This window comes from Wenzhouxiangella sp. XN79A (assembly GCF_012272825.1).
GTDB lineage: Bacteria > Pseudomonadota > Gammaproteobacteria > Xanthomonadales > Wenzhouxiangellaceae.
In genome coordinates this window covers 169,605-185,485 of the sequence record NZ_JAAWWS010000134.1, presented here as the reverse complement: position 1 = coordinate 185,485, position 15,881 = coordinate 169,605, and the positions used below count along the sequence as shown (strand labels likewise).

The window sequence follows — 15,881 nt, the reverse complement described above, 5'->3', positions numbered from 1 at the left end:
GCCGCTTGCGGGCGAAGGCTGGGGCCTTTCCCTCGATCCGGCCTTGCTCTTCGCGCGCAAGCGCCCTCCAACAGGTGGTGGTGGCTTTGACGAGCACCCGGAACAACGCCCCGACTGTTGGAGGCCGCTGGCGGGCGAAGGCTGGGGGCCTTTCCCTCGATCCGGCCTTGCTCTTCGCGCGCAAGCGCCCTCCAACAGGTGGTGGCTTTGACGAGCGCCCGGAACAACGCCCCGACTGTTGGAGGCCGCTGGCGGGCGAAGGCAGGGGGTCTTTCCCTCGATCCGGCCTTGCTCTTCGCGCGCAAGCGCCCTCCAACAGGTGGTGGTGGCTTTGACGAGCGCCCGGAACAACGCCCCGACTGTTGGAGGCCGCTGGCGGGCGAAGGCTGGGGGCCTTTCCCTCGATCCGGCCTTGCTCCTCGCGCGCAAGCGCCCTCCAACAGGTGGTGGCTTTGACGAGCGCCCGGAACAACGCCCCCGACTGTTGGAGGCCGCTGGCGGGCGACCAATCGGGAGCGAAAAAAGCTTCGCGCGCGAGCGCCCAACAGACGAACCGGCGCAAGAATTCGCTTTTGAAGAGGCCGTGCTCTTTGTCTGCAGCTTTCCTGAAAGACTGCGGAGCGAAGCATTTTTAGCTGAGAAACGAGCGTAATCAGGATCGTCTTTGACGTTCATCTGTGTCCATCTGTGGACAAAAAAGTTGTTCAGCTTCTTGTCTGCGTTCATCCGCTTTCATCTGAGGGCAAATCAACCGACCTGCGCCCGGAAAAGACGCGACTGCGCTATCCTCGTCGGCTGACTCGAACCACCGCGAAACCGCCATGTTTTCCAGCCGTTCCAGCGTCGAAGGGCGCGTCGTTCCCGTTTCCATCGTCACCCCGGACCGCCTGAGCGACGGGCTGGACGAGCGCGCCCGGACCTGGGTCTCGGCGACCGGCTATCGCGGCGAGCCGGACACGGTGCTGCAGGTGCCCGACAGCGACGGCCGACTGGCCCGCGTGCTGGTCGGGCAGCCCGAGTACGGCCGCTTCTGGTCGCTGGCCTCCCTGCCGGCGGCGCTGCCGGAGGGGGACTATGACGTCGACGGCATCGACGAGGCCGAGCAGGAATCGCTGGCGCTGGGCTGGGCGCTGGGGCACTACCGCTTCGATCGCTACAAGAAGGGCAAGCGGCCGACGGCCCGGCTGGTCGTCGACGACGATCGCAAGGGCCGGCTGGAGATCTTCCGCGATGCGCTGTTCCGCGTCCGCGACCTGGTCAACACGCCGGCCGAAGACATGGGGCCGCGCGAGCTGGCCGAGGTGGTCGAGAAGCTGGCCGCCGATCACGGCGGCGAGTGCAAGGTCGTCCACGGCGAGGATCTCGAGCGCGAGTTTCCTGCCATCCACACGGTGGGGCGCGCCGCGACCCGCGGGCCGCGCCTGATCAAGCTGGCCTGGGGCGATCCGTCGCACCCGTCGCTGGCGCTGGTCGGCAAGGGCGTGGTGTTCGATTCCGGCGGCCTGGACATCAAGCCCGGCGCCGGCATGGTGTTGATGAAGAAGGACATGGGCGGCGCCGCGCACGTCATCGGCCTGGCCGAGCTGATCATGCGGTTAGGCGTCAAGGTCCACCTGCGGCTCTACATCCCGGCCGTGGAGAACGCGATTTCCGGCAACGCCTACCGCCCGTCCGACATCGTGACCACGCGCAACGGCACGACGATCGAGATCGGCAACACCGACGCCGAGGGCCGGGTGGTGCTGTCGGATGCGCTGACCCTGGCCGGTGAAGAGGGGGCCGCGCGCATCATCGACTTCGCCACGCTCACCGGCGCGGCCCGCGTGGCCCTGGGCGAGGACCTGCCGCCCCTGTACGCCCGCGACGATGCCCAGGCCCGTGCAATTCAGGACCTGAGCTTCGAGATCGAAGACCCGCTGTGGCACATGCCGCTGTACAAGCCCTACAAGCCGCAGATCCAGCCGAAGATCGCCGACCTGTCGAACACGGGCACCACCAGCCAGGGCGGCAGCCTGACCGCTGCGCTGTTCCTGGATCATTTCGTGCCCCAGGGCATCGACTGGATGCACCTGGACATCTACGCCTGGAACCTGGGCGACCGCCCGGGACGGCCCGCCGGCGGCGAGGCCCAGGCGCTGCGCGCCATGCTGGCCTGGCTCGAACAGACCTACGGCGCATGAGCCTCGAGGCCGCTGTGGTGACTCGCGACGCCGAAGCCTTCGGCGTCGTCTGCCTCGACATTCGCGCCGCGGCCGTCTTCGACGTCGACGCGCATCTGCGCATCACGCGTCCCGACGGCACGGTCGAAGACCGGCACCTCGGCGGTGCCGGCATCGACCCGGCCTGGCTGCCCCGGGGCCGCTACCGGCTGGAACTGCCGTCCGACCCCGAGTGGCCGATCGGCACGCAGCTGGATGTCGGCATCTCCCTCGGCGCGCCCACCGGCCGCACGGCGCTGGACCGCGTCACCTTCGAAGTGAGTACGCGCGCCGACCATGCCTCCGGCTGGCGCCTCGGCAGCTACGCGGGCAGCCCCTCGATCGAAAAACTCAGCTGGTCGCAGGGCCCGTCGAGCTGGTTCTACCGCCACTTCGACCACGCCGCGCGTGTGGTCATCGACCTGATGTTCGCCGACCACCCCAAGCTCAGAGGCGACGTGCTGGACGTCGGCTGCGGCGACGGCATTACCGATCTCGGCATTGCCTTGCGCAAGCAGCCGAAGCGCTTCGTCGCCGTCGACCCCTTCAAGGGCTACGAGCGCCTGCCCGAGATCTGCAAAGAGCACCATCTGCCGCCCGAAGTCATCGAACAGTCCGGCATCGACTTCCGCCCCGACAGCGGCAACGCCCTGGACCTCGAAGACGACAGCTTCGACGCCGTGCTGTCCTGGGGCTCGCTGGAACACATCGCCGGCGGCTACGCGCAGACCCTGTCCGAGATCAAGCGCGTCCTGCGCCCCGGCGGCCTGTTCTTCGCCCACCCCGGCCTGTTCTACGGCTCCGCCGGCAACCATCTCGGCGAGTTCTTCGACGACCCCTGGATCCACCTGAAGCTGGACCGCGAAGAGCTGAAAGAGCGCGTCCTCGCCGGCACCCCGCGCTACATGGACCGCGCCGGCGAAACATCCCCGCCCGAGCAGTACTGGCAGTGGTACACGGAACTGAACCCGATCAAGCTGCCGGACTTCGAACAGGAACTGCGCGGCATGGGCTTCGAGCCGTGGCGCTTCGCCCTGCGCACGGACCCGGTCGTCGAGTACACGCCGGAACTGCAGGGGTACGACATGGTGGCGCTGGGGATTTCGGAGTTGTACGGGGTGTTTCGTTTACGTTAATCGCGCCAACAGGCTGGCAGGACTTCATGCAATTTGATGACAAGGTAACCCTTTGGGCCGCCTGATTTAGAACAGCGCGCCGTTACGCAGCGTTCCACTCCAATCACAGTCGGTTAAGGCATGATCGAGGGAAGCCCTTCATTGTCTTTTTGAAATTGTTCTCGAACGGAAAAACCAGCCAGCGCCTGCCGCCAAAAGGGATAACGCAATTGAAAGTTCCGTGAGCAAGGGATTTGGGTGTCGTGTCAGACGATATGCGCCTGCAATCAAGTTTCTTTCGTCTCGAGCTTTCGGTAAGGAAAGCGATTCACTGAAAGTCAGACTGTCTGAGGTGGATACGACAATGGCATCAGCATCAAGGCGCTGCTCGTGTGCTCCGTGGGCGACGTTGCTGGGAAGCTCGATCGTTTGACTGGCCGGAAGAACAAAGCCGATAAACATGTAAATCGCTGGGAAGATTGCGGTGGTGAACGCGGCAATCGCAAACAAGTCCAGTGCTCTTCTTTTGTGTTCAGTAGTCATTTATCGCTCTCTTCCGATCCCTGGCGAGCGTAAGTGAATAGCGCCCGACGTGATGATAATTTGCCGGGCGCTGCCGATTCAATACCCCGAAGGAATGCTGAGATCCAGAACATGGTTCTGGATCTGAAATGTCCATGGGAGATTGTGCTGAGCGAAATTGTTCCAGGAAATGAGAGCTGCGTTTTCACCGGTGTCTTCTTCGATATCGCATTCGATAGTGCTGCCCGGCCCGACTCCGCAGGCTCCCACCGAAATGCTGGAGAATCCGTGACCTTGACGTTCGCAGTCAGATATCAGTACACGCCGGGCCATCATCCAGCCGGCTCCGCAAGTTACGCCTGAAATCGCATTTGTCCCCAGCCAGATCAATAAGGCAGGCAGCACTTGAACTTGTTCGTCGGTAGAAGTGCTGGCTGCTGCGGCAAAGGGGCTGACGTCATGATTCGGGATCGTAACCCCGCCGCCGCCACCACCGCCCAGGGGTGATGCATTGACTTCCAGGTCAAGATGGTCGGTCGGTGGAACATTGCTGGATCCTGAAAACCAGAACAGGTCCTCACCCACAGCTCCAGACAGTATCTCACTACTCCCGTCCGGGCGAGTCAAAACCCAATCGGTGTAGATCTCATGATTGGCATAATCGATATGAGTATTGAACGACGTTAGGGTGATTTCGCCTGCTGACGCACCCGCGCTTAGCGCAAATGCAACAAGAGCTGAGCTGATCTTGAGTTTCATTGGATTCTCCCTACTGATTGGATGAAGTGTCCATGTTGGACACGATCATTGTAGGGCTCCAAGCCTGATGCTCGAATTAGGAGATTTCTTGATTTCATGTAGGAGATTTCCTACGTCGGTGTGTTTGATTCTTTGCGTTTTCCCTCAACTCAAGAAGAGAATGAAGCAAGAGCGAGGATGATATGAGCAGCAGCTAGTTGCCGAAGCCAAGTGCGCGCCTCGAGTTTCAAGAGAGCGTTCAGCCTGCCCTTTCCGGGGCAGTGGTTCCGCCGGCAACCACTGCGGCGAGTTCTTCGACGACCCGTGGATCCACCTGAAAATGGACCGCGAGGAACTGAAGCAACGCGTCCTCGCCGGCGCCCCGCGCTACATGGACCGCGCCGGCGAAACATCGCCGCCCGAACAGTACTGACAGTGGTACACGGAACTGAACCCGATCAAACTGCCCGACTTCGAACAGGAACTGCGAGGGGGGCTTCGAGCCGTGGCGCTTCGCCCTGCGCACGGACCCGGTAGTCGAGTACACGCCGGAGCTGCAGAAGCACGACATGGTGGCGCTGGGAATTTCGGAGTTGTATGGGGTGTTTCGCCTCGTTGACTCTTGCGCGCGTTCAGATGCGGAGTAGCACCGGATTCTCTCGGCAGTTCCTGTTGAAGCGTTGAAGCGCGACTAAGGTCTTCGTTCGTCAACTGCTGGCTTGGGAAGTCGAGCTCTCAGGCTCGCCGCTGCAGCTTCTTGAAATGGAGTCAGGTTGGAAGATCGCAAAACCTCTTCTACGTACAAGTACGCCAAGCCTTGATCCGTGTAGGCTGGAAACTCTCCAGCAGAAATCTTCGCCAACCTCAGTTTGGCATCGATATTCCCGACGTTCGAAAGCTCCTCTAGCTGATCTACGGTCCTGTCTTGCCATTTCGCGAACATCTCACCTGCTTGTCCTCGGCCATAGCTTGAAAACGGAGGAGGGAAAGAGGGCCTGAGTAGTATCGCTTCGGGCTGGTTCAGATCTGCAGCGCGATCGATCAATTCATGCCTGGCCAGATTGGCTGAATCCAGAATTTCCTGGCAGGCTTCGCGTGCCTCTGCAACGCCAGTAGCGGCTTCAATATCCGACGTTGTTGCGTCAGCCGGGGGAATCTGATTGCACCCATCCAGAACTCGGAATGCTGATAGTGCAGCATCACCGTCAAAATCAGCCCTCGCTTCGAAGTCAAGATATTCATCAACATGATCTGAATTGCCGACTGGAATTCCGAATACAGCAAATACATGACCTTCCGACTGAGTTTCGGCAGGGTGCGACTTTTCTGTACTCAAATCGGTTACCACCGACGTTACCGGAAAAGTTGCAGATTCAACTCGTTTCTCAGGTCCCTTGTCTCCTTTGCCGGCAATTGGAGCATGCTTCTCATGGATATCAGATTTCCATGGGGCAAGGAAGGCAAGGCCGGCGACGGCAATAAGGCCAGCGCAGAAAATAATATTCTTCAGGCGCATTCGAATATCCTCGTCTGTATAGCTTTCCGGTCAAGATGGAGTTTGAGCTCCGCAGCCTTGCGCGTCCCAAGCGCTAAGAACGGTCACGCAATTGGCGTATCTGCGTGCATCGACAAGCAGCTCGTTGTATTGATCGAGTGGAATGAACGGCCCCACGAGGTCCACGGCAACATAAAAGGCCCTGATGATGCTAGCTGATTATCCTCAAAATACCTGTACCAGAATGAAGGCATCCTAGCAGAGGGTATGGTCGCCATGCGTAGATCGATATTGTCGGCTCCGAGAATGCAGAGTTCGCGATCTGTCATGTCATTTCTTGCTGTATTTGTCGGGTGTGCATAGATGTTGCAGGTGTTTCTGATCGTCGCTCTATACTGCATCTCGCAGAGTGCGGGGTCATTGGAGCCATCGCTGTAGCAATTTCGAAGGCCGACAAGGCTCATGTCGAAGAAAAACCGCAGAACACTGCTGTTCATTGCATGCGAGCTCAGGTGTTCGATTTGCCAAGGATTCTCTATGTGGCTGATGCCAGGTGGTCCACCTGCAACAAACTGACGGGTGCAGCCCTCCGGGAAGCCTTGATCGAGCAAAAGCGCGCAGTATGGTGATTCAGGAGGATTGTGTAGTCGATCGTCATGGGGGCGTCCAGGAGCGGTATAGAACCGACCGGTCTGCTTCCCGACGTCCTGAATCGTCGCTCAGGTCCCGATCAGGAAGTCGATCGCCTTCGAGCTGTTGTCCATCAGCACACTGTAGAACTCCGTGTGTCCGCAGTAGTTACAGACAACGGCATGGAACTTCTCCGTTTCCACGCCCAGCCATGCCCATGCGGCGCTGCCGGAGGCGCGGATCTGCTTTTCGTGGAAGATCCTGTGCTCGCAGCGGCGGCACTGCCAGTCGTTTCGCGGGTCGCGTCGCTTCAGTTCGGCTTCGACGCGTTCCTTCAGGTCGCCGTCCCGTTCGCGCCAGCGCTTGCTGCGGAATCGCTGGAGATCGCTCAGAGGCATCGTCTTCAAGTCGAGATTCGATATTGCCCCGGTGCCGGACTTCCACTCGGTCATGTCGTTCTCCTGAGAGTCCTGATCCAGTGTCTCGACGGTCGATCGCGCCGAGTCTCGCTACTTCGCGATCCTTCAGCCGCCGGTAATCCCCATCGCATCCAGCCGCTGCCTGGCCTGCTGTCCCACCGGCGTGTCCGATCGGGCAGCCACGCGATAGTTCTCGATCGCCGCGGTTCGGTTGCCGGCGCGCTGCTCGATGGTGCCGAGCAGGTAGTGGCCGATGGCGGTGGGCATGCGCTGGTTGGCGGCGGCCAGGTCGCCGCGGGCGGCGTCGTAGCGCTCGAGTTCGTTGCGGGCCATGCCGCGGCGCAGGTGGTGATAGAACCAGCCTTCATTGCGGGCCAGGGCGTCGCTGAAGGCGCGTTCGGCCTGGGCGTAGTCGCCGCGGGCGGCGTGGGCGTCGCCCTTCAGGCCGTGAAACAGGGCTTCGGCGGGCTCGATGCGAATGGCGTCTGCGGCCTTCTGAAGGGCCAGGGCCGGCTCTTCGTTTTCCAGCGCCTTGCGGCCTTCGTCGTAGGCGTCGTAGGCGGGCTGGGCGGCGCGCAGGCGGGCGGTGGCGCGTTGGTAGCGCTCGCGACCGACCTCGCCGCTGGCACCGAGTTCGGCCAGCAGTTCGCGGTTGTTCTCGACCCGCTCGCGGCTGGGCGGGTGGGAAGCGAACCAGGCGTCGAAGGCGCTGCTCTGGCGGCCCTCGGACAGGCGCACGAAGGTTTCCTGCAGTTCCACGGCGCCGACCGGGTTGTAGCCGGCGCGCTTCATCATCCGCATGCCGTACAGGTCGGCCTCGCGCTCGGCGTCGCGCGAGTAGCGTTGGTTGATCAGTTGGGCGCCGACCATGCCGCCGAGCAGGGCGACCTGGGTGTAGCGGTCGTCGTCGGCGGCGGCGCCGACGGCGATGCCGCCGGCCAGCACGGCGCCCTGCAGCAGCAGGTTGCGTGTCTGCCCCTGGGCGCCATGGCGGGCCGCGGCGTGGATGATTTCATGGCCGAGCACGGCGGCCAGTTCGGACTCGGAGTCCATTTCGGCCAGCAGGCCGCGGTTGATCGCGATCTTGCCGCCGGGCAGCGCCCAGGCATTGGGCACCGATTCGTTGATGACTTCGAACTCGTAGGGCAGGTCGCGCTCGGCGTGCGCGGCCAGCCGTTGGCCGACGCCCTGCACGTAATCGACCAGGCCCGGGTCCAGCACGAAGTCGCCGCCCTGGGCCTGGCGCAGCGGGGCGTACTGCCGGGCGCCGACGTCCAGTTCCCATTGTTCGCCGACCACGCTGAGCTCGCGCTCGCCGGTCACCGGGTTGACCGCGCAGCCGCCGGCCAGCAGCAGGGCGGCCAGCAGCAGGGGAAGGAAACGGTGCAGCGAGCGGGTCGGGGGCGGGTGGTTCATGGCAGCTCCGGGACGCGAGGCGTGGTCCCAGTCTAGTGCACCCCGCCATTCATTGCGTAACGTATAGCGAGTCGGAGAGCGTTTGGCTGCAAGGCCGGTCTGGCAGGGAATGGCAGCGTCCTTTCCAGGAGAAAGCACGCCGCGGATGAAGGCGCTCCGGCTCGCCCTTCAAGGAGCGCGCCCGAACCGACAGTGCGGCATTGCGTCCCTCGCAGAGGGCTGGCCATTCACTGCGGGCCGCGCCTTGCCCTGTCGATTCAGGCGCACGCCATACGTCACACAATGAATGGCGGGGTACGCTGGTGGGCCATGCGACAAATCAGGTAACGCCAGAGCCACTGTGCCGGCGCGACGGCTGCGTGTCACCTGATTTGCCGCATGGCCGACGACTAGGGAAGCTTCCCGGAACTGTCCACGGGGCGTGGGCAGTCGCCGCCCGGCGGCGGCAGCCGATCGCTGGGCGAGTACTCGATCAGCTCGATGACCAGCCGGTCGTCGTCCTCGTGGTGAACGGTGCGAACGGGAATCCAGTCCAGTTCGGCAGCGTGCCAGGCCAGGTAGTTGCGCGACGAGCCGGGCTTGCGGAAACGTTCGATCACGGCGGTGTCGAAGCAGCGTCCGGCCAGCTCGATCGTGGTACGGCGGAGGAAGCGGATCTGCTGGGTTTCCAGCTCGTCGCGCTCGACGACCAGGACGTCGAGCCCGGCGTCCCGCTCGGCGGCCTCGGGCAGCGCGCTGGCCACGGCCAGCCGCAGCGTCAGCGGGTCGAGCGCGCCCCGGGCCAGCGGTACGCGCGTCTCGCCGTCGTGGGTGAGGGTGTCGGTGTGCAGACCGCCCCAGTCATAGCGGTGCTGCCAGAATCGGTCCTTGCCGGGACGGCGCGAGACGTGGTGGTAGGTCAGCGGCACGATCTGCCCGTCGCGCCAGTCGAACCAGCCGGATTCGAAGGTCGACACGCCGAGCATCCGGACCAGGAAAGCGGTGGCCTCGGAGTCGACGCGGTAGTACCACAATCCATCTTCGCGCTGCGACAGCTCGGCGTTCATCCGCCCGAGTTCCTTGCCGTTGCGGGTCACGCGGTACACCGCGCTGTGCTCGCGAAACGGCGCGGCGTCGGCGCCGGATTCAGCCGCCGGAGCGCGGAGCGGGAGCAGCGCGGCCAGGGTCGCGCCGGCGACCGTCAGCGTCCAGGTCGCGATCCAGCACCAGCGGAGGGGTCGAAGTTGCATCATCGGAAGGTCCGACCGCGCCGCGGCCAAGAAGTGCCAGAACGGCGGGATAGAGCCGGTGCTCCTGTTCGAGCACGCGGGCGGTCAGCGCGTCCACGTCGTCGCCGGGTGCAACCGGCACCCGCGCCTGGGCGATGACCGGGCCGCCGTCGAGTTCCGGGGTCACCCAGTGGACGCTGGCGCCGTGCTCGGTCACCCGGTCGGCCAGTGCGCGGGCATGGGTGTCCAGGCCGCGGTAGGCCGGCAGCAGCGAGGGGTGGATGTTGATCATCTGCCCGGCGTGGCGCTCGACGAAGCCGTTGGACAGCACGCGCATGAAGCCGGCCAGTGCGACCAGGTCGGGCTCGAAGCCGGTCAGCGCCTCGTCCAGCGCCTGCTCGAAGGCGGCCCGGTCCGGAAAGGCCGGGCGCGGGATCTCGACGGTGTCGATGCCGCGTTCGGCCAGCCGGTCCAGGCCCTCGGCGGGGCGGTCGGCAATGGCGCCGACCAGCGTCATCGGTACGCGGCCGGCCTCGATTGCATCGAGGATGTTCAGTGCGTTGCTGCCGCGGCCGGACAGCAGGATGACCAGGCGGTTGCAGCGGCGCACGAGGCGTCAGGCGTCGAGGTAGCGCACGCGTTCGGCGCCGGCGTCGTCGACGACCCGTCCGATCACGCCCAGCGAAGGCTCACCGGCCTGCGCGAGCGCGGTCACGACGGCGTCGGCGGCATCGGCCTGGACGATCAGCACGAAGCCGACGCCCATGTTGAAGGTACGCCGCATCTCGGCGGCCTCGATGCGGCCGACCTCGGCCAGCCAGCCGAACAGCGCCGGCGGCGTCCAGGCGCCGGTATCGAGTTCGATGCCCAGGTCGGCCGGCATGACGCGCACGATGTTCTCGGTCAGCCCGCCGCCGGTGATGTGGGCCATGCCGCGGATCGGGAATTCATCGAGCAGCGGTCGCACGGCTTCGACGTAGATCCGGGTCGGCGCCAGCAGCGCCTCGGCGCGTTCGCGCTCGGCCTCGACGCCACCGGCCCGGTCGAGCACCTTGCGGATCAGCGAGTAGCCGTTGGAGTGCGGGCCGGAGCTCGGCAGGCCGATCAGCGCGTCGCCGGCGCGGATCGTCGAGCCGTCGATCAGCCGGTCGCGCTCGACGGCGCCGACCGTGAAGCCGGCCAGGTCGTAGTCGCCGGGGCCGTACATGCCGGGCATCTCGGCGGTTTCTCCGCCGATCAGCGCGCAGCCGGCCTGGCGGCAGCCTTCGGCAATTCCCGCCACGACCTCGGCCGCGCTGTCGACCTCGAGCGTGCCGCAGGCAAAGTAGTCGAGAAAGAACAGCGGTTCGGCGCCGGTGACCAGGATGTCGTTGACGCACATCGCGACCAGGTCGATGCCGATGGTGTCGTGCCGGCCCAGCGCGCGGGCCAGCAGCAGCTTGGTGCCGACCCCGTCGGTGCCGGACACCAGCACCGGGTCGCGGTAGGTCCGGCCCAGCGCGAACAGGCCCCCGAAGCCGCCGAGACCGCCGAGCACTTCCGGCCGGCTGGTGGCCTTGACCAGCGGTTTGATCCGGTCGACCAGCGCGTTGCCTGCATCGATGTCCACGCCGGCGTCGCGGTAGCTCAGGCGCTCGTTGTGCGGGTCGTTGTCGGGCGGCTTCGAGGCCATCGGGCTTCCCTCGTGCGAGTGCGTGGGCGGATGCGCCGCATTGTGCCCTATCGTGCTTCGAGCCGGGTGTCCGAGGCACGGTTGCAGGCCCGACGCTGTGCTATCGTTCCGCGAATCATGCATGCGCCGCGGTTCGTCTTTCCGATCGTCTCGACGATCCTCCTCGCGCTGGCCCTGGTCGGGCCGGCCGCGGCCCGGTCGTCCGGTCAGGCGGCGCTGTACGTCGGTGAGGTGCCGGCCGAGCCGTTGCCGGTGGCCGATGCCGATCCGCTCGACGGCCGGGCCGAACCGCTTCCGCCGTTGCTGGCTGCGCTGAACCAGGTGCTGGTCCGGGTCACCGGACAGGTCGGCGCCGATCTGGTCGCCGAGCTGGGCATCGATCGGGCCGAGGCGCTTTCGCTGTCGCTGGCCCGTCAGTACCGCGAGGTCGAAGTGCCGATGGACGACCGCGCGGCCCGTCTCGAGCGGCGCCTGCGGGTGGATTTCGACCCCATTGCGATCGATCGCCGGCTCGACGACGCCGGGCTGGCCCGCTGGGGGCGCGAGCGGCCGGAGATGCTGCTGTGGATCGCCGAGGAAGGGCCGGGCGGGGCGCAGTACCTCGAGCCGGACCCGCAGCTGAACCACAGCCTGGACCAGGCCATGTTCCGCTATGGCCTGTCGATCACCCGTCCGATCCTGGATGCCTTCGACCGGATCGAGGTGACGCCTTCGGACATCCGCGGCGGCTTCGCCGGCCTGACCGACGCGGCGCGCGAGCGCTACGGCGCCGATGGGGTCATCCTGCTCGACCTCCGTCAGGGCCCCCGGTACTGGACCGGTCGCTGGGTCTGGCGGCTCGGTGATCTCGAGTTCGGCTTCGCACGCTCCGGCGCCACGCCCGAGGAGGTGGTCGAGCTCGGCATCGCCCGGATCGCCGCTGCGCTGGCCGCGCGCTTCGCGGTACGTCCGGACGTTGCGGAACGTCGACGGCTGGTCGTCTCGGGCATCGATCGGCCGATCCACTACGCCGAGGTGCGCGGCTTCCTGGCCGGGCTGACCGGCGTGGAATCGGTGCGCCTGCTCGGCGCGGCGGGCAGCACCCTGACCTTCGAACTGGATTCCAGTGCCAACGGCCTGCAGCAGCGCATCGAGCTGTCGGGTCCGCTGCGTTTCGAGCGCCACGACCTGGCCTCGGGCACGCTGTACTACGCCCTGGCCCTGTGAACGGGACCGCTTCGCAAGCGTCGGCCTGGCGCCAGCTGCCCAACGTGCTGACCGGCCTGCGGCTGCTGCTGGTGCCGCCGATCCTGGTGCTGCTGGTCCAGGGCATCTACGGCTGGGCCCTGGCGCTGGCGATCGTTGCCGGTGTCAGCGATGCGCTGGACGGCTGGCTGGCCCGCCGCTTCGGCTGGCAGACCCGGATCGGCGGCATCCTCGATCCGCTGGCCGACAAGCTGCTGCTGGTCGGCACCTACCTGACCCTCGGCGCGCTCGGTCATCTGCCGGCCTGGCTGGTGGCGCTGGTGGTGCTGCGCGACGTGGTGATCGTGGCCGGCGCGATGGTCTATCACTTCCGCTTCGAGGTGGTCCAGCCCGAGCCGACCCAGCTGTCGAAGGTCAATACCGTGGCCCAGTTGCTGCTGATGATGGTGGTGCTGGTCGAGTTGGCCGGCGCGCCGGTGCCTTCGCTGATCGAGGCCGGGTTGGTCCGGGTCGTCGGTGCGCTGGTCGTGCTGACCCTGGCCCAGTACGTCTGGATCTGGAGCCAGCGCGCCTCGCGGATCGCCCGCGAGCGGAGCGGCCGATGAGCGCGCCGCAGCTGCCGCTGGCGCTGTCGCCGCCGCGCCGTCCGCGCTTTTCCAACTTCGTGACCGGCGACAACGGTCTGGTCGTGCGCACGCTGCGCGACGGGCTGGAGCCCGGCCAGTGGTTGCGCGTTTCCGGTCCGCCGGGCTCGGGCCGCAGCCACCTTGCGCTGGCCACCGTGGCCCGGCTGGCCGAGCGCAACCTGCGCTGCGTGTTCGTGCCGGGCGCGATGCCGGCGGCCGCGGCGCTGCTCGAGGCCGCCGGCGGCGACTGGGTGGTCGTCGACGACTACGACGCGCTGGCCGGCGACGAGGCGCGCGAGCGTGCGCTGTTCAATGCCTTGAATCGCTGGCGCGCCGACCGGACCGGCGTGGTGCTGACCGGCGGCGATCGCTCGGCCTTCCTGCTGCCCGACCTGCGTTCGCGGCTGGGCCAGGCCGCCCACCTGGTGGTCAAGCCGCTCGACGACCGCTCGCTGGAAGCGCTGGTGCGCCAGCTGGTCGAGGACTACGGGGTGGTGGCCGGACGCGGCCTGATCGACTACCTGATGCGGCACGGCCCGCGGGCGGCGGCACCGCTGGCAGCGCTGGTCGAGCGGATGAGCCAGCAGGCGCTGGCCGAGCGAAGGGTGCTGTCGATTCCGCTGGCGCGGAGCTGCCTGGACGATCCGGGCCGGGCTTGACGATGCCGCGCGGAAGGCCGCGCGGCATCGGGGGCTGCGATCAGTCGATCGCGTCGGCGTTGAGCCGCGCCTCGAACACGAAGTCGATGCCGGCTTCGGTCAGGGCGATGCGGAACGCGCCCTGGTCGTAGTATTCGGCCATGCGCTCGTACTGGGCGCGCTGGGCTTCGAGCATCTCGGCGGTCTCGGCCTCGACGTCCATGCCGCTGGACTGCATCGATTTCATCCCGACGTCCATCAGATCGATCAGCAGGTCGAAGTCCATCCGGCCGGTCATCAGGAACGGGTCGGCCTCGGTGCGGTCCAGGCCGGCGGTCAGGCCGTCGACCGATTCGGCGCCGATCGCCATGCCGATGGCGTTCTCGCTCATCGCCATCCAGGCCTCCAGGCCGGTGCCGGCCAGCTGCGGAATGGCCTCGACCGGCACCTTCTGCGGCTCGCCGCCCGGCTCGAGCTGAAGCTCGGCGACCTGCGGCGAGAACATCTGCGCCATGCCGACCAGCAGCTGCGGGTTCTTCATGAAGAAGGCCAGGGTGCCGCCGCCGGTGGGCAGGCCCTCGTCGCTGAACGACAGGCTGTCGGCCTCGAGGAACAGGCCCTTGATATTGGTCACCACCGGTGGAATCGGCCGGTTCAGCGCAGCCTGCACCTGCGGCGCCTGCTCAGCGACGGTGGCGAAGGCCTCGCACTGCGGCGGCGTCTCGACCCAGCCGTCGACCAGGCCTCGGGCGAAGTCCCGCGCAGCAAGCAGTTCGAAGGCCATGCCGAAGCTCATCAGGCCCTTCAGTTCGCGGTCGATCGAGACCGGGGCGCGTGCGATCGGCGCCAGCGCCTGGCCGATCGACGGCGAGGTTTCGATCCGGAGCAGCGCATCGGCGCGGGTTTCGGTCATTTCGGAGTAGCCCATCACCATGCGCGGCATGGCCGTGGCCAGGGCCTGGAACTCGGCCGGGCAGGCCGGATCGTTGCGAAACGCGTCCAGTTCGCCGTCGACGTCCAGCGCACCGATCACCGGGTCGGGACCGAGCACGCGGGCGATGACCCGCTCGAAGTCGAGGTAGCCGCTGCCGTAGGGGGTCAGGCCGATCTCGCGGTTGAGCGCGCGCAGCGCGCCGGGCGCCATGGCGTCGACCGGATCGGTGGCGCCGACCAGGCGGCTGAGCACCGCCGGCTGGTCCGGCACCAGGCCGGCGGTGACGACGCCGTCCTCGATCAGCACGGCGATGCCGAGGGTGGCTTCGAGTCCGAACCAGATCACTTCGCGGCCCTCGATCTGGCGGCGCGACAGCGGGCGTTCGAGGCCGGCCTCGATGCGATCCAGCTTGGCCCGGAAGGCATCGGTATCGGCCAGCTCGACGTGGGCGACCGGGAACAGCGACACGCCGTGGATGGCGAACATCGGGTTGGTGTGCAGACCGGCGGCTTCCCAGCCCTCGCGGGTCAGCATGCTGGACATCTCGTTGACCAGCGCGCGCGCTTCCGGCGGCAGTTCCTCGTCTTCGGCGACGGCGTCGAGCATGGCCTGGTTGCTGTCGGCCGAGGCGTCGTTGATCGCCCACATCGCATCGACCAGAGACTCCGGCGTGCGCTGGAGGTTCGCGAACAGGTAGGGCGTATCGGCGTCGATTCGATCGAAGAAGGTCGGCCCGGATTCGCCTGCCGCCTGCTCGGGGGTGCGGTCGGCGGCCGAATCGGCGGTGGCGTCGGGCGCCTTGTCGTCACCGCAGCCGGTCAGCAGCAGCGCAGTGCTCAGCAGGGCAAGGGGCAGCAATCTCATGATCATGGCTCCAGGATGTTGGGTTGGATGCGCCGGCGGTCGGCTGGCCCGGTCGGTCTGTGCGGGACAGGTCGACGGGGGCGGACCCCGGGCGCGGTGCATATATAGTGTTATACAACAGTAACACACTGTCAAGTCCCTTGTACCCCGCTCCGGCTCGACCCGACGCCGGATCGCCGTCGAGTCGGCACTTCGCCCAGCCGGATCGGTCATACTTCGCG

General features: G+C 66.0%; 14 protein-coding genes. 5 read left to right on the top strand and 9 right to left on the bottom strand.

What is annotated here, in order from left to right; all coding sequences use genetic code 11:
* The first annotated feature begins 821 nt into the window (after positions 1 to 821).
* Positions 822 to 2,180 carry a leucyl aminopeptidase family protein gene (locus HFP89_RS04145; RefSeq protein WP_168716370.1) on the top strand — a complete coding sequence of 453 codons (1,359 nt, stop codon included), beginning with the start codon at positions 822 to 824 and terminating at the stop codon, positions 2,178 to 2,180.
* Entirely contained in the window at positions 2,177 to 3,334 is a 1,158-nt protein-coding gene (locus tag HFP89_RS04140) for a class I SAM-dependent methyltransferase (protein ID WP_168716369.1), read from the top strand. The genes HFP89_RS04145 and HFP89_RS04140 overlap by 4 nt, the downstream gene beginning before the upstream one ends.
* A gap of 138 nt (positions 3,335 to 3,472) precedes the next feature.
* Here HFP89_RS04140 and HFP89_RS04135 read toward each other — a convergent pair whose 3' ends face one another.
* The 8 genes from HFP89_RS04135 to purM form a co-directional block, all read right to left on the bottom strand.
* Complete coding sequence (locus HFP89_RS04135; protein WP_168716368.1) at positions 3,473 to 3,856, bottom strand: hypothetical protein; 384 nt, start codon at positions 3,854 to 3,856, stop codon at positions 3,473 to 3,475.
* A gap of 78 nt (positions 3,857 to 3,934) precedes the next feature.
* On the bottom strand, positions 3,935 to 4,594 hold the full coding sequence (locus HFP89_RS04130; RefSeq protein WP_168716367.1) for a hypothetical protein: 660 nt from the start codon (positions 4,592 to 4,594) through the stop codon (positions 3,935 to 3,937).
* A gap of 670 nt (positions 4,595 to 5,264) precedes the next feature.
* On the bottom strand, positions 5,265 to 6,089 hold the full coding sequence (locus tag HFP89_RS04125; protein WP_168716366.1) for a hypothetical protein: 825 nt from the start codon (positions 6,087 to 6,089) through the stop codon (positions 5,265 to 5,267).
* 698 nt (positions 6,090 to 6,787) lie between these two features.
* A complete protein-coding gene (locus HFP89_RS04120; RefSeq protein WP_168716365.1) occupies positions 6,788 to 7,150 on the bottom strand; it encodes a zinc ribbon domain-containing protein in 363 nt (120 codons plus the stop codon).
* 72 nt (positions 7,151 to 7,222) lie between these two features.
* Entirely contained in the window at positions 7,223 to 8,533 is a 1,311-nt protein-coding gene (locus tag HFP89_RS04115; protein WP_168716364.1) for a M48 family metalloprotease, read from the bottom strand.
* 389 nt (positions 8,534 to 8,922) lie between these two features.
* Entirely contained in the window at positions 8,923 to 9,762 is an 840-nt protein-coding gene (locus tag HFP89_RS04110; RefSeq protein WP_168716363.1) for a DUF3108 domain-containing protein, read from the bottom strand.
* A complete protein-coding gene (gene purN, locus HFP89_RS04105) occupies positions 9,659 to 10,351 on the bottom strand; it encodes a phosphoribosylglycinamide formyltransferase (RefSeq protein WP_168716362.1) in 693 nt (230 codons plus the stop codon). The genes HFP89_RS04110 and purN overlap by 104 nt, the downstream gene beginning before the upstream one ends.
* 6 nt (positions 10,352 to 10,357) lie before the next feature.
* Positions 10,358 to 11,413, bottom strand: a complete 1,056-nt coding sequence (gene purM, locus HFP89_RS04100) for a phosphoribosylformylglycinamidine cyclo-ligase (RefSeq protein WP_168716361.1) — start codon at positions 11,411 to 11,413, stop codon at positions 10,358 to 10,360.
* Positions 11,414 to 11,530: 117 nt separating this feature from the next.
* On the opposite strand from purM, the gene HFP89_RS04095 reads away from it, so the two are divergent.
* From HFP89_RS04095 to HFP89_RS04085, 3 genes are read left to right on the top strand one after another with little or no spacing between them, the layout of a single operon-like run.
* On the top strand, positions 11,531 to 12,619 hold the full coding sequence (locus tag HFP89_RS04095) for a DUF2066 domain-containing protein (protein WP_168716360.1): 1,089 nt from the start codon (positions 11,531 to 11,533) through the stop codon (positions 12,617 to 12,619).
* On the top strand, positions 12,616 to 13,203 hold the full coding sequence (locus HFP89_RS04090) for a CDP-alcohol phosphatidyltransferase family protein (RefSeq protein WP_168716359.1): 588 nt from the start codon (positions 12,616 to 12,618) through the stop codon (positions 13,201 to 13,203). The genes HFP89_RS04095 and HFP89_RS04090 overlap by 4 nt, the downstream gene beginning before the upstream one ends.
* Complete coding sequence (locus HFP89_RS04085) at positions 13,200 to 13,883, top strand: hypothetical protein (protein WP_168716358.1); 684 nt, start codon at positions 13,200 to 13,202, stop codon at positions 13,881 to 13,883. The genes HFP89_RS04090 and HFP89_RS04085 overlap by 4 nt, the downstream gene beginning before the upstream one ends.
* 40 nt (positions 13,884 to 13,923) lie before the next feature.
* Here HFP89_RS04085 and HFP89_RS04080 read toward each other — a convergent pair whose 3' ends face one another.
* Positions 13,924 to 15,660, bottom strand: coding sequence for a hypothetical protein (locus tag HFP89_RS04080; RefSeq protein ID WP_168716357.1), 1,737 nt, complete (start codon positions 15,658 to 15,660; stop codon positions 13,924 to 13,926).
* Positions 15,661 to 15,881: the final 221 nt, after the last annotated feature.

Bases quoted from the DNA above. Each gene is read 5' to 3' on its own strand.
- HFP89_RS04080 (WP_168716357.1), bottom strand. From the start codon at position 15,660: ATGAGATTGCTGCCCCTTGCCCTGCTGAGCACTGCGCTGCTGCTGACC.
- HFP89_RS04135 (WP_168716368.1), bottom strand. From the start codon at position 3,856: ATGACTACTGAACACAAAAGAAGAGCACTGGACTTGTTTGCGATTGCC.
- HFP89_RS04140 (WP_168716369.1), top strand. From the start codon at position 2,177: ATGAGCCTCGAGGCCGCTGTGGTGACTCGCGACGCCGAAGCCTTCGGC.
- HFP89_RS04085 (WP_168716358.1), top strand. From the start codon at position 13,200: ATGAGCGCGCCGCAGCTGCCGCTGGCGCTGTCGCCGCCGCGCCGTCCG.
- HFP89_RS04110 (WP_168716363.1), bottom strand. From the start codon at position 9,762: ATGCAACTTCGACCCCTCCGCTGGTGCTGGATCGCGACCTGGACGCTG.
- purM (WP_168716361.1), bottom strand. From the start codon at position 11,413: ATGGCCTCGAAGCCGCCCGACAACGACCCGCACAACGAGCGCCTGAGC.
- HFP89_RS04145 (WP_168716370.1), top strand. From the start codon at position 822: ATGTTTTCCAGCCGTTCCAGCGTCGAAGGGCGCGTCGTTCCCGTTTCC.
- HFP89_RS04120 (WP_168716365.1), bottom strand. From the start codon at position 7,150: ATGACCGAGTGGAAGTCCGGCACCGGGGCAATATCGAATCTCGACTTG.
- HFP89_RS04125 (WP_168716366.1), bottom strand. From the start codon at position 6,089: ATGCGCCTGAAGAATATTATTTTCTGCGCTGGCCTTATTGCCGTCGCC.
- HFP89_RS04130 (WP_168716367.1), bottom strand. From the start codon at position 4,594: ATGAAACTCAAGATCAGCTCAGCTCTTGTTGCATTTGCGCTAAGCGCG.
- HFP89_RS04115 (WP_168716364.1), bottom strand. From the start codon at position 8,533: ATGAACCACCCGCCCCCGACCCGCTCGCTGCACCGTTTCCTTCCCCTG.
- HFP89_RS04095 (WP_168716360.1), top strand. From the start codon at position 11,531: ATGCATGCGCCGCGGTTCGTCTTTCCGATCGTCTCGACGATCCTCCTC.